This window comes from Leucobacter sp. BZR 635 (assembly GCF_048061935.2).
In the GTDB taxonomy this organism is placed as follows: Bacteria; Actinomycetota; Actinomycetes; order Actinomycetales; family Microbacteriaceae; genus Leucobacter.
Map to the genome: position 1 here is coordinate 167,987 of NZ_JBLUNZ020000022.1, position 12,361 is coordinate 180,347.

At 65.3% G+C, this 12,361-nt stretch carries 10 protein-coding genes; 3 read left to right on the plus strand and 7 right to left on the minus strand.

Annotation, left to right across the window (positions count from 1 at the left end; translation table 11 throughout):
- Window positions 1-38: 38 nt before the first annotated feature.
- On the plus strand, window positions 39-1,019 hold the full coding sequence (locus tag ACI1US_RS03925; RefSeq protein ID WP_461638315.1) for an LLM class flavin-dependent oxidoreductase: 981 nt from the start codon (window positions 39-41) through the stop codon (window positions 1,017-1,019).
- Between the two features lie 59 nt (window positions 1,020-1,078).
- On the opposite strand, the gene ACI1US_RS03930 is transcribed toward ACI1US_RS03925, so the two are convergent.
- Both ACI1US_RS03930 and ACI1US_RS03935 read right to left on the minus strand, forming a co-directional pair.
- Window positions 1,079-1,543: a cupredoxin domain-containing protein gene (locus ACI1US_RS03930; RefSeq protein WP_416550044.1), complete on the minus strand. Its 465-nt coding sequence runs from the start codon at window positions 1,541-1,543 to the stop codon at window positions 1,079-1,081.
- Entirely contained in the window at window positions 1,543-2,973 is a 1,431-nt protein-coding gene (locus ACI1US_RS03935) for an NAD(P)H-quinone dehydrogenase (protein ID WP_416550043.1), read from the minus strand. The genes ACI1US_RS03930 and ACI1US_RS03935 overlap by 1 nt, the downstream gene beginning before the upstream one ends.
- A gap of 163 nt (window positions 2,974-3,136) precedes the next feature.
- Here ACI1US_RS03935 and ACI1US_RS03940 point away from each other — a divergent pair, with 163 nt between their 5' ends.
- Window positions 3,137-5,797: an aminotransferase class I/II-fold pyridoxal phosphate-dependent enzyme gene (locus ACI1US_RS03940; RefSeq protein ID WP_416550046.1), complete on the plus strand. Its 2,661-nt coding sequence runs from the start codon at window positions 3,137-3,139 to the stop codon at window positions 5,795-5,797.
- Window positions 5,798-5,876: 79 nt separating this feature from the next.
- Window positions 5,877-6,683, plus strand: a complete 807-nt coding sequence (locus tag ACI1US_RS03945; RefSeq protein ID WP_416550042.1) for a purine-nucleoside phosphorylase — start codon at window positions 5,877-5,879, stop codon at window positions 6,681-6,683.
- An 88-nt stretch (window positions 6,684-6,771) separates the two neighbouring features.
- Here ACI1US_RS03945 and ACI1US_RS03950 read toward each other — a convergent pair whose 3' ends face one another.
- The 5 genes from ACI1US_RS03950 to ACI1US_RS03970 all read right to left on the minus strand — a co-directional run.
- The gene (locus tag ACI1US_RS03950) at window positions 6,772-8,409 is read right to left on the minus strand and encodes a peptide ABC transporter substrate-binding protein (RefSeq protein ID WP_461638317.1); all 1,638 of its coding nucleotides are present in this window, start codon (window positions 8,407-8,409) and stop codon (window positions 6,772-6,774) included.
- 50 nt (window positions 8,410-8,459) lie between these two features.
- Entirely contained in the window at window positions 8,460-9,413 is a 954-nt protein-coding gene (locus ACI1US_RS03955) for an ABC transporter ATP-binding protein (RefSeq protein WP_461638319.1), read from the minus strand.
- A complete protein-coding gene (locus ACI1US_RS03960) occupies window positions 9,400-10,425 on the minus strand; it encodes an ABC transporter ATP-binding protein (protein ID WP_461638321.1) in 1,026 nt (341 codons plus the stop codon). Before ACI1US_RS03960 ends, ACI1US_RS03955 begins: the two co-directional genes overlap by 14 nt.
- A 2-nt stretch (window positions 10,426-10,427) precedes the next feature.
- The gene (locus tag ACI1US_RS03965) at window positions 10,428-11,606 is read right to left on the minus strand and encodes an ABC transporter permease (RefSeq protein WP_461638323.1); all 1,179 of its coding nucleotides are present in this window, start codon (window positions 11,604-11,606) and stop codon (window positions 10,428-10,430) included.
- 16 nt (window positions 11,607-11,622) lie between these two features.
- Window positions 11,623-12,361 (minus strand): ABC transporter permease (locus tag ACI1US_RS03970; protein WP_461638325.1); only part of this gene is annotated, 739 nt, incomplete at its 5' end.

Sequence of the window (12,361 nt, forward strand, 5' to 3'; positions counted from 1 at the left end):
ATTGGAATAGCGGGCTCCTCCAGGCCGTTGTACCGGATATGACTGATCTGAAGCTCTCCCTCCTGGACCTCGCAACGATCGAGGAGGGTGGCAGCGTCGCTTCGGCTCTGCAGCACTCTGTGAAGCTCGCGCAGGCGGCTGAGACCGCAGGGTACGACCGCATTTGGTATGCGGAGCACCACAACATGGCGACGATTGCCTCCAGCTCCCCCGCGGTGCTCATCGCTCACGTCGCCTCTCAGACCGAGCGCATCGGTCTCGGTGCGGGCGGCATCATGCTGCCGAATCACTCCCCGCTCGTCGTCGCCGAGCAGTTTGGCATGCTCGCGGAGCTGCACCCGGGCCGGATCCACCTGGGGCTTGGGCGCGCGCCCGGCACCGACGGCCTGACCTTCCGCGCACTGCGCCGCACGGTGCAGGCTGCCGATGCGTTCCCGAACGACGTGCTCGAGCTGCAGGCCTATCTCGGCGATCAGCTTCCGATCACCGCGGTGAACGCCTACCCCGGCCGCGGCACCAATGTACCCATCACGATCCTCGGGTCGAGCCTGTTCGGCGCGAACCTCGCGGCACAGCTCGGCCTCCCCTACTCGTTTGCCTCGCACTTCGCACCGCAGGCGCTGCAGGCCGCCGTGCAGCACTACCGCACGAACTACCAGCCAAGCGCGGCGCACCCCGAGCCGTACGTGAGCGCGGGCGTGAACGTCATCGCCGCGGAGAACGACGAGGCGGCACGTGCGCTGTTCGCCCGGGCCGAGGTCGAGCGCATTCGCGCGTTCCTGTCGCGCGGTCGCGATGTGCCGCTCACTGTCGAACAGGCGGAGTCGATTCGCGACACCCCAGCCGCGACCGAGATTCGCTCGATGATGCGTTACACGGCCGTCGGCGGGCCCGAACGGGTGCGCGAGCAGCTCGTTGACTTCGCGAAGCTCGCGGACGCCGACGAGCTCGTCACCGTGCACCCCGCGCCGACACGCGCCGAGCAGCTCGAGTCGATCAGGCTCGGAGCTGCGGGGTAGCGACCCCGAAGTAGCGGCTGCGGGCTGGCGTCGCGGCAGTTACCTTCCGGCGGGCGCAGCTACTCGACGGTGATGAGCCCGCGCATCTCGGGGTGCACCGAGCAGAGGTAGTCGAAGGCACCCGGCTCGTCGAAGACGTGCGTGTAGCTGCCCTCCATCATGAGCTCGCTCACGAAGCTGCCGTCTTTCGCGACAACGTCGTGTTCAGACGAAGCGCCCTCGAACACCCAGTTCACTGCCTGCCCCTGCTGAATGGTGATGTTGCTCGGCTCGAAGCGGTTGTCGATCACGCGAACGGTGATTGACACCTTCGCGTCGTCGTCAGACGGCACCACAGGTGGCTTCTCGGGCGAGCACGCGGCAAGCCCGAGCGCGAGCCCAAATACGGCGACGACCGCCGCGAGCCGGGCCGCGAGGTGCGCGGCGGCGCGTCGCGCGGTGCTGGATCGCTGCGCCGTGCTGGATCGCTGCGCCGTGCGCGCCGGGATCGCCGCGCGGCCAGTCTCACTCTGCAGCGTCGCCATTAGTGCACGTGCATCGCGCGCGCGGCGTCGGTGATCGCGCCGGTGAGCGAGGGGTAGACGGTGAAGGCCGAGGCGACCTGGTCGACCGTGAGGCGGTGTTCGACGGCGAGCGCGAGCGGGAAGATGAGCTCGCTTGCGCGGTGCGCGACGATGACGCCGCCGATGACCGTGCCGGAGGCCTTCCACGCGAACAGCTTCACGAAGCCGTCGGTGAAGCCGATCATCTTCGCGCGCGGGTTCGCGTTGAGCGGGATCGTGTGGCTGATCGCGGTCGCCATCGTCGTCGCGTCGGCGAGGGTGCGCTCGTTCCAGCCGACGGTCGCGATCTCCGGGTAGGTGAAGACGTTCGACGCGACGTTGCGCAGGTCGATCGGGCGCACGAAGTCGCCGAGCGCGTGCATGATTGCGGTGCGACCCTGCATCGAGGCGACAGACGCGAGCGGGAAGAAGTCGGTGCAGTCGCCCGCGGCGTACACCGAGGGGATCGACGTGCGTGCGACCTTGTTGACCTTGATGTGCCCGCTGTCGCTGAGCTCGACGCCTGCCTCTTCGAGGCCGAGGCCCGCGGTGTTCGGGATCGATCCGACGGCCATGAGGCAGTGGGATCCCTCGACGACGCTGCCGTCTGCGAGCGTCACGCGAACGCCGTCGGCGGTGCGCTCGACCGCGTCGGCGCGCGACTTCGACATCACGTTCATGCCGATGCGCTTGAACTCGTGTTCGATCACGGCCGCCGCGTCTGGGTCTTCTCCGGGGAGCACCTGCTCGCGACTGGAAACCAGTGTCACCTCGGCTCCGAGGGTGGCATAAGCGTTCGCGAACTCCGCGCCGGTGACGCCAGAGCCCACAACCACGAGGTGCTCAGGAACATCCTGCAGATTGTAGAGCTGCTGCCAGGTGAGGATCCGCTCACCGTCAGGCTTTGCCGAGTCGAGTTCGCGCGGGCTTGCACCGACCGAAACCACGATCGTGTCGGCCTCGATGCGGTCGAAGTCGGTTCCGCCATCTTGCGAGGTCGACACGAGCACGGCGTTCGGACCGTCGAGCCTGCCCGACCCCTGCACGAGCCGCACGCCGCTCTCCTCGAGGCTCTGGCGCATGTCGGTCGACTGGGCACCGGCCATCGCGAGCAGGCGCTTGTTCACGGCTGCAAGGTTCACTGCGATCTCGGGGCGCACGGGCTTGCCGTCGCCGCCGGGCAGAAACGCCTGCACACCCAGCTTTCCCGCGTCGCGCACCGACTGCACCGCGCCAGCGGTCGCGATGAGGCTCTTTGACGGAACAACGTCGGTGAGCACCGCGGAGCCGCCGACTCCGGCCCGCTCCACGAGCGTCACCTCTGCACCCAGCTGCGCGCCCGCGAGAGCCGCTTCGTACCCCCCAGGTCCGCCGCCGAGTACAACGATCCTGTGCTTACGTTCTTTCGCCATATGACAAGTCTAGGCGTGCTCGGGCATACTCGGCACCGTAGGATCAAGGACTAGAGCCCCGCGCCAGCGTTCTTCTGCGCGCGGGCTGAGCACGCGACAGCGACGTTGGAGGCAATTGGTGACGGACACGACAGCAGAACCGGTACTTGAACGCGACCCGGGTATGCCTTCGAGCACATGGCGGATGCGAAGCGACGCATGGGAGTACCTCCGCATTGCCGTGAAGCGGCTCGCACTCGGCGACCGGTCTGAGGCCAGTGAGGCGCTTGCGGCAGACAGCGAGATTTTCCGTTCCCTCCGCGCCCTCGAAACGCTCGAGATGTACTGGGCGGGTTTCGGCCAGCGCTACGTCACCACCATCAGCAAGCTCCTCTCGGCCGGGGAGTACCAGTCGGCGCTCGACCGCATCGGACGCGTCGTGAACCGGCTTCGCGCGGTCGGCACCTCAGAAGAGGCCGCCGGCGACACCGATCCTGACGCAGACGATGAGGCGTTGAGCGACAACGACCCGCGCCCCCGCTTCGAGGTGCTCGTTGTCGATGAGACCACCGACGCAGATCGCGACACCATGCGCGCGGAGAGCTTCCGCATGCGCAGCGCCGCCGACACCTTCGTCTACGAGTACGTGATCGTACCCTCCGCAGACGACGCGGTTGCGGCCGTGCTCACCAACCCGAACATTCTCGCCTGCGTCGTTCGTCCCGGCTTCAGCGAGCGCACCAAGCAGACGCTCAGCCGCGACCTGCGCGAGACCATCGAGCTCGCCCACGAGGCGACGGTCGCCCCACAGACCACTGCGCGCAGCCCGCTGGCCTCGGTGCAGCGCGTGCTCGGCCTCGCCGATACACTCTCCTCGCTCCGGCCCGAGCTCGACCTGTACCTCATGGCCGGCGCGCACATCGAGGAGCTCGCGGGCGCACTCACAAAGCGGTTCCGGCGCGTGTTCAGGCGCGAGGATCACCTCGAGCTGCACCTCTCGCTGCTGCGCCGCGTCTCCCACCTCTACGACACCCCGTTCTTCACCGCGATTCAGGATCACGCCCGCCGCCCCGTCGGCGTCTTCCACGCGCTTCCGGTGGCCCGCGGCGGCTCCGTAATGTCGTCGAAGTGGATCCGCGACCTCGCCGAGTTCTACGGCCTGAACCTGCTGCTCGCCGAAACGAGCGCGACCTCGGGCGGGCTGGACTCGCTGCTCGCACCGGTCCACACGCTGAAGAAGGCGCAGGAGCTCGCCGCCCGCGCATACGGCGCGAAGCATACGTTCTTCGTCACCAACGGCACCTCGACCGCCAACAAGGTCGTGCACCAGGCGATCGTCGCGCCGAACGACGTCGTGCTGGTCGACCGCAACTGCCACAAGTCGCACCACCACTCGATGATGCTCACGGGCGGGCGTCCCGCATACCTCGACGCGTACCCGCTGAACGACTTTGCCTTCTACGGCGCCGTGCCGCTCGACCGCATCAAGCAGCTCCTCCTCGACTACCGCTCAGCCGGTCGCCTCGACGAAGTACGCCTCGTGACGCTCACGAACACGACGTTCGACGGGATCGTCTACGACCCCTTCCGGGTCATGAGCGAGTGCCTCGCTATCAAGCCCGACCTGGTATTCCTGTGGGACGAGGCGTGGTTCGCATTCGGCGCATTCCACCCCGTGACGCGTCGCCGCACCGCTATGGCCTCGGCAAAGCTCCTCGAGCAGCAGCTGCAGTCCGCAGCTCACGAGAGCGCCTACACCGAGCAGCAGCAGATCCTCTTCGCCGAGGACGGCACCCCCGCCCCCGACGAGGTCTGGCTGCGCGAGCGCCTCATCCCGTCGCCGGCGGCGCGGATCCGTGTCTACGCGACGCAGTCCACGCACAAGACCCTCACAGCGCTCCGCCAGGGGTCGATGATTCACGTCTGGGATCAGGACTGGGTGCGCGACGCGCAAGATCCATTCCACGAGGCGTACATGACGCACACCTCGACGTCGCCGAACTACCAGATCCTCTCCTCGCTCGACATCGGACGCCGCCAGGTCGAGCTCGAAGGCTTCGAGCTCGTGCAGCGCCAGCTTGATCTGGCGACGAGCCTGTCGCAGGCGATCGCTCGCCACTCGCTCCTGCGGCGCACCTTCAAGGTGCTCACCGCGCACGACCTCATCCCCGAGCAATACCGCGAGATCGGCCGACCGATGCCGCACCGTGACGGGCTCGCCGGCATGTGGGAGGCGTGGGCGAACGACGAGTTCGTCGTCGACCCCTCGCGCATCACGATCGAGATCTCGCGCACGGGCGTCGACGGCGACACGTTCAAGCATGAGCACCTCATGGACCGCTACGGCATCCAGGTGAACAAGACGAGCCGCAACACGGTGCTGTTCATGACGAACATCGGCACCTCACGCAGCTCAATCGCGTACCTCATCGAGGTGCTCGTGAAGCTCGCCGAGCGGTTTGAGGAGGAGCAGGCGCAGCGCGATCCAGAACAGCCGCTTCCCGCCGAGATCGCAATGCCGCCGCTGCCCGATTTCAGCTCGTTTGCGCCCGAGTACTCGACCGACGGCGAGCGCCCAGACGGGGACCTGCGCAAGGCATTCTTCAAGGGGCAGCGCCGCGGCAACATCGAGTACGTACTCGGAGACGAGCTCCGCAAGCGCGTCGACGCCGGCGAGCAGCCAATCTCCGCGGGCTTCGTCACGCCCTACCCGCCTGGCTTCCCGGTGCTCGTGCCGGGGCAGGTGGTCTCTCCCGAGGTGCTCGCGTTCATGAAGGTGCTCGACACCCGCGAGATCCACGGCTACGACCCGCTGCGCGGCTACCGCATCATCAAGAACGCCTAGCCTCCGCGTTCGCCCAGACGTCGCTCTGAATACGCGGGGTGCCCTCCATCTGGAGGGCACCCCGCGTAGACTTGGGCCCATGAGCACCTCTTCAGAACCGCAGGCCCTCGCGGCCGAGGCAGCAGCAGTGATCGCCGATCTCACCGGCGTCGCGCAGCACGACATCGCCCTCACACTCGGCAGCGGCTGGGGCAAGGCAGCAGACTCCATCGGCGAGACCGTTGCAGTCATCACCGCTGATCAGGTTCCCGGCTTCCACGCGTCTGGGGTTCCCGGCCACCCCGGCACCCTGCGCTCCGTGCGCATGCCCAACGGCAAGCACGCGCTCATCATCGGCGCACGCACCCACTTCTACGAGGGCCGCGGCGTCCGCGCCGTCGTGCACGGCGTCCGCACCGCCGCCGCCGCGGGCGCGAAGGTCATGGTGCTCACCAACGGTGCCGGTGGCGTGAACCCCGCCTACAAGCCGGGCATGCCCGTGCTCATCACCGACCACATCAACCTCACTGCGACCTCCCCGCTCGAGGGCGCGACGTTCGTTGACCTCACCGACCTGTACTCGCCGCGGCTGCGCGAGATCGCACACAGCGTCGACCCCTCGCTGCACGAGGGTGTCTACGTGCAGTTCACCGGCCCGCACTACGAGACCCCCGCCGAGGTGCGCTACGCGGGCATTATCGGTGGTGACATCGTCGGCATGTCAACCGCGCTCGAAGCCATCGCGGCCCGCGAGGCAGGCATGGAGATCATCGGCCTGTCACTCATCACGAACCTGGCCGCCGGCATCCAGGAGACGCCGCTGAGCCATGCCGAGGTCATCGAGGCCGGCCGCGAGGCTGAGCCGCGTCTCGCTGCGCTGCTCAGCGAAATCGTCACGCGCTTCTAGCGCCGAGCAAGAGCGAAGCGGGCTGTGTGCCGGGAATCCCGACACACAGCCCGCTTCGCTCTTCGCAGTGTTCGCTGAGTTCGCAGCCTTACGGGGCCGCGACCTCCTGCGCATCCTTGAAGTACAGCGTGTTCAGCGGTGTGAGGAACCAGCCCTCAACCGTCGGTGCCGTCATCATGTACTTCGAACGGTAGTAGAGGTTCAGCACAGCGTTGTCGCTGCCGATGAGGATCTCTTCCGCCTGGTGCATGAGCTCAGCGCTCTGTACGGGATCGGTCTCCGAGTTGATCTTCGTGAGCAGCTCGTCGTACGCGGGGTTCGCGTAGTTCGAGTTGTTCAGCACCGAATCGCTTGCGAACCCAGCGAGGAAGGTCATCGGGTGCAGGTAGTCGCCGCCCCAACCCATTGCAGCGATATCGAAGTCGCCCGCGGTGATTCCGTCGTAGTAGACCTTCCACTCCTCGGTGGTGATCTTCATGTCGATGCCGAGGTTTTCCTTCCACATCTGCTGCAGCGCCTCAGCAACCTTCTTCACCGTGTCATCGGTGTAGTAGGAGAGCTCGATCGCAGGCAGGCCCTCGCCGTTCGGGAAGCCAGCCTCTTCGAGGAGCTTCTTCGCGGTCTCGACGTCGCCCGCGGGCTTGATGCCCCAGTCCGGGCGCTCGGCGGTGAAATCCTCACCATCAAGCACGTAGCCCGGTGCGACAATGCCCGTGCCCGGCTGGTCTGACGACTGCAGCACCTTCTCGATAAGCGCGCTGCGGTCGATCGCCAGGGTGAGCGCCTGGCGCACCTTCGGGTTCGTGAACGGCTCCTTCTCAAGGTTCATGATGAAGTAGGTCGTGCCGAACTGCGGCACAACGTAGAGGTCATCACTCTCTGCCTTGAGGCGGGGAAGATCGTCGGTGGGAACGGTCATCACGCCGTCAATCTGGCCCGACTCAAACGCGGTGAGCGCGGTCGACTGGTCGGGGATCACGCGCAGGGTGATCTCTTCGAGCTTCACCGAGTCAGCGTTCCAGTAGTTCGGGTTCTTTGCGAGCGTGATGCTCTTGCCGAAGCTGATGTCGGTGACCATGTAGGCACCGTTCGAGACGTAGCTCTCGGCCTTCTTCGCCCAGGTGTCGGCCTTGCCCTCGACGGCGTCTTCCTTGACCGCGTTGAACGGGTACATGTTCAGCATCGGCAAGAAGAACGGGGTCGGAGTCTTCAGCTTCACGACGAGCGTGTTCTCGTCGGGCGCCGAGATGCCCACGGCGTCACGCTCCGCTTCGCCGGCAAAGAACTCCTCAGCACCGACGATGTAGTCGGTGAGGAGGTTCGAGTACTGGCCGGCAAGGTCGCGGTCAAGCACGCGGAACCAGGAATACTCGAAGTCGGCGGAGGTGAGATCGCTGCCGTCAGACCACTTCAGCCCCTCGCGGAGGTTGAAGGTGTATTCGAGGCCATCGTCGCTGATCTCCCAGTCCTCGGCGAGACCGCCGACGAGGTTGTTCTCGGAGTCGTAGGTCACGAGCGGCTCGAACGCGTTCTGAATGACGGGCGAGGCAAAGCTGTTGCTCGTGACGCCGGGGTCAAGGCTGTCAGCCTCTTCGTTGACAGCCCAGACGATCTTCTGGTCGATATCGCCGGCGGAACCGGCAGGGCCGCCCCCGCCACTGCAACCGGCGAGTAGCATCGCGGCGGCAGTTGCGAGCGCCGCGGTGCCTAACGTGAGTTTCTTCATCGTGTTTCTCCTTCAGGGTGGGATGGTGAAGTTCGTGAGGGGCAGAGCCGCTAGCCGACCATGTGGCAGGCGACCTGGTGACCGGCCCCGACGTCGCGCATTGCCGGAACGACTTCGGCGCAGATCTCCTGGGCGAGCGGGCACCGCGTGCGGAAGCGACAGCCGCTCGGTGGGTTGATGGGGCTCGGGAGATCGCCCTCGATCGACGGCTCGAGCCTGCGGGCCGACGGCGACGGGTCAGCAATCGGGATCGCCCGCAGCAGCCCCTGCGTGTAGGGGTGCAGCGGGTTTCGGTAGATCTCTTCCGAGTCGCAGATCTCGACGAGCGAGCCGAGGTACATGACGCCGACCCGGTCCGAGACGTGGCGCACCATCGCGAGATCGTGCGCGATGAACAGAAAGGTGATACCTCGCTCCTGCTGGAAATCCTGCAGGAGGTTGATCACCTGGGCCTGCACCGATACGTCGAGCGCGGAGATTGCTTCATCTGCGATGACGACCTTGGGGTCGAGGATCAGGGCGCGGGCAATTCCGATCCGCTGTCGCTGTCCGCCCGAGAACTCGTGCGGGTAGCGGCCCATGTGCTCACGCGACAGCCCCACGGCCTCGAGGATCTCGCGCACCTGGTCGCGGCCCTCGCGGGCGGTGCGCACGATCTTCTGCGCAATGAGCGGCTCAGCCACGATCTCGTCGACAGTCATGCGACTGTTCAACGACGAGGCCGGGTCCTGGAAGATCATCTGGATCTGCGGCCGGATCGGCCGGAGCTCACGCTCGCTCAGGTCGGTAATATCTGTGCCGTCGAGCTCAATACGCCCGCCGGTTGGCTTGTACATGCGGATCACCGTGCGGGCGACGGTCGATTTGCCGCAACCGGATTCGCCAACGAGCCCCAGGGTCTCGCCCTGGGCAATGTCGAAGCTCACATCATCGACGGCGTGCACCTTGCTCCCGCGCTTGCCCGAGACCGGAAAGTGCTTGACGAGATTCTCAACCTTCAACATGCGCTGCACGCACCTCCATAAACGGGTTATTCTCGGCGGGCGCCTCTGGGGAGAGGAGGTGACACTTCGACGTGTGGGTCGGCGACAGGCGCACCTCGGCGGGCTGGACCTCGTTGCAGATGTTGCGCGCGAACTCGCAGCGCGCCGCAAACGGACAGCCGGGAGGCGGATCAAGCAGGTCCGGCGGGGTGCCAGGGATCGATTCAAGCCGCTGCGTTCGGTCGCCGTCGATGCGCGGAACGGAGGCGAGCAGCCCCAGCGTGTAGGGGTGTGCGGTCTCCGAGAAGATCTCGTCGAGCGTTCCCTCTTCTACGATCGTCCCGCCGTACATGACGATGACGCGCGAGCAGAGCTCGGCGACGACACCGAGGTCGTGGGTGATGAAGACGACGCTCATGCCGAGGTCGGCCTGCAGCCTGCGCAGGATCCGCAGGATCTGATCCTGGATCGTCACGTCGAGCGCGGTTGTCGGCTCGTCAGCGATGAGCACTTCCGGGTCGCATGCGAGCGCCATTGCGATCACTACGCGCTGTCGCATGCCGCCCGAGAACTCGTGCGGGTATGACCCGTAGCGCCGCTCGGGCTCGGGAATGCGCACAAGCCGGAACAGCTCGAGCACGCGTTCCTTCGCCTCAGCCTTGCTGAGCTTCGTGTGCGTGTCGAGCATCTCCTGCACCTGCTTGCCCACAGTGATCAGTGGGTTGAGGCTCGACATGGGGTCTTGGAAGACCATCGAGATTCGCGCACCTCGCACCTCGCGAAGCTGCTCTTCTGCGAGTCCAACGAGGTCGGTTCCGTCAAAGTTCACCGATCCCTTGGTGATCTTGCCACCCCGGCCGAGCAGCTGCATCACCGACATCGCCGTGACGCTCTTGCCGCTGCCTGACTCACCGACGACGCCGAGAATCTCACCGCGCTCGAGCGAGAAGTTGACGTCTCGCACCGCCTGCACCTCACCACGACGGGTGAAGAAGGAGGTGTGCAGGTTTTCAATTTCAAGCACCTTGGCCATTGTTACCTCCGCTGCTTGGGGTCGAGGGCGTCGCGCAGGCCGTCGCCAATGAAGTTGAACGCGAACATGAGAATGCAGATCGCCGCTGCCGGAATAAACAGCTGATACGGCGACGACCGCAGCGTGGCAAGCGCGTCGTTCGCCATCGTGCCGAGGCTCGCCATCGGCGGAGCGACGCCCAGCCCGATAAAGCTCATGAACGCTTCAATGAAGATCGCGGAGGGAATGAGCATCGTGGCAGTGACCACAATGGAGCCGGTGACGTGCGGAATAATGTGCTGGCCGATGATCCTGACGTTGCCGGTGCCCAGCGTCCGAGCCGCAGCAACGAACTCTTGCTCCCGGACCGTGAGCACCTGGCCTCTCACCACGCGCGCCATATCAACCCAGTACACGGTACTCAGCGCGATGACGATACTTAAGAAGCCGCTCGAGTTGCTCAGCAGCACCTGGATGAGCACAACGTACAGGATGAGTGGAATCGTGCTGACGATGTCGACGACACGCATCATCACCGCGTCGACGTTGCCCGAGAAGAACCCGGAGATCCCCCCGTACACCACGCCGATCAGCAGGTTGACCGCCATTGCGATCACCGCGATCGTGAGCGAAATACGCATCCCGAACATGAGACGTGTGAGGATGTCCCGGCCGAGCCCGTCGGTGCCGAGCACGTGCTCCTTATTCCAGAGCTGCTTCGTTTCGGTCACGGGCTGGCCGTCGTAGAGAAACTTGGCCGGCTTTGCCTTGTAGTCGAGCGAGAGTTTCGCCCCGCCAAGGTCAAAGTTCACGCGCTTCTTCACCGGATCCTCAACGCCTCCGTCGATCGCTCCGACGAGAGAACCGTCGGCACGGAGCTCGACAACCTTGAGGTTTTGCGTGGCATAGAAGAATCGCCCGTCAGCCTCGCTCGCCTTCATCGTCGGCGGGAGGTTCACGTACGACAGGTTTTGTTTGTCGTAGGAGTGTGACGAAAGCATGGGCCCAAAGGTCGCGAGCAGCGTCATCAGCAGCACGACGATCACGCCGAAAACGGCGAGTGGCGTGCGCAGAAAACTACTGATCGTGGCTTTCGCAAAAGACTGGCTGGGGCGCGAGAGCGCCTCCTTGGAGAGCGTCCCCTTGGCCAGCGGTGCCCAGGGGTCACTAGACCGGACGGAGTCGTCGAGATGGCGCGTCATGGTGTTCTGGGTCCCGTCACTTGAGCCTGATCCGCGGATCAATGAGGCTGTACAGAATGTCGATGAGGAACATCATGGTGATCAGGATCGCGGCGTAGAACACCGTGACTCCCATGATCGCCGTGTAGTCCCGGTTACTGATCGAGTTCACGAACTGCTGCCCGAGACCCGGGATCGCGAAGATCTTCTCGATCACAAACGATCCGGTCACCAGCCCCGCGAGTGTGGGCCCCAGGATCGCGAGCACCGGAATGAGCGCGTTCCGCAGTGCGTGCCGTACAACGATGACGCTCGGCTTGAGCCCCTTCGCCTTTGCCGTGCGAATGTAGTCTCGACCAAGCTCTTCCAACAGGCTCGCGCGCACGAGCCTTGCGATGAAGGCGAGCGCGAAGCCGGCACCGGCGATCACCGGCATGATGAATGCTTGCGGCGAATCGAGGCCGAACGCGGGCAGCACCCCGAGCTTGAGCGAGAACACGTACATGAGGAGCGTCGCGATCACGAACGACGGCAGCGCAACTCCGATGGTCGCGAGCACCATCGTCACAACGTCTTGCCAGCGACCGTTCTTCAGGGCGGCGATGATGCCCATGGGGAGGGCGATGGCCAGCGCGAAAGCCATGGTGACGAGACCAAGCTGCGCGGACACCGGGAATCCGGCCGCGATGAGATCGTTGACCTGCATGCCCTCGTACTTGAAGGATGGGCCGAAGTCCAACCGCAAGAGCCCGAGCATGTAGTTGCCGTACTGCACG

What these genes read in the sequence shown, in the direction of transcription:
- ACI1US_RS03925 (WP_461638315.1), top strand. Translation starts at nt 39, where the DNA reads ATGACTGATCTGAAGCTCTCCCTCCTGGACCTCGCAACGATCGAGGAG.
- ACI1US_RS03930 (WP_416550044.1), bottom strand. Translation starts at nt 1,543, where the DNA reads ATGGCGACGCTGCAGAGTGAGACTGGCCGCGCGGCGATCCCGGCGCGC.
- ACI1US_RS03935 (WP_416550043.1), bottom strand. Translation starts at nt 2,973, where the DNA reads ATGGCGAAAGAACGTAAGCACAGGATCGTTGTACTCGGCGGCGGACCT.
- ACI1US_RS03940 (WP_416550046.1), top strand. Translation starts at nt 3,137, where the DNA reads ATGCCTTCGAGCACATGGCGGATGCGAAGCGACGCATGGGAGTACCTC.
- ACI1US_RS03945 (WP_416550042.1), top strand. Translation starts at nt 5,877, where the DNA reads ATGAGCACCTCTTCAGAACCGCAGGCCCTCGCGGCCGAGGCAGCAGCA.
- ACI1US_RS03950 (WP_461638317.1), bottom strand. Translation starts at nt 8,409, where the DNA reads ATGAAGAAACTCACGTTAGGCACCGCGGCGCTCGCAACTGCCGCCGCG.
- ACI1US_RS03955 (WP_461638319.1), bottom strand. Translation starts at nt 9,413, where the DNA reads ATGTTGAAGGTTGAGAATCTCGTCAAGCACTTTCCGGTCTCGGGCAAG.
- ACI1US_RS03960 (WP_461638321.1), bottom strand. Translation starts at nt 10,425, where the DNA reads ATGGCCAAGGTGCTTGAAATTGAAAACCTGCACACCTCCTTCTTCACC.
- ACI1US_RS03965 (WP_461638323.1), bottom strand. Translation starts at nt 11,606, where the DNA reads ATGACGCGCCATCTCGACGACTCCGTCCGGTCTAGTGACCCCTGGGCA.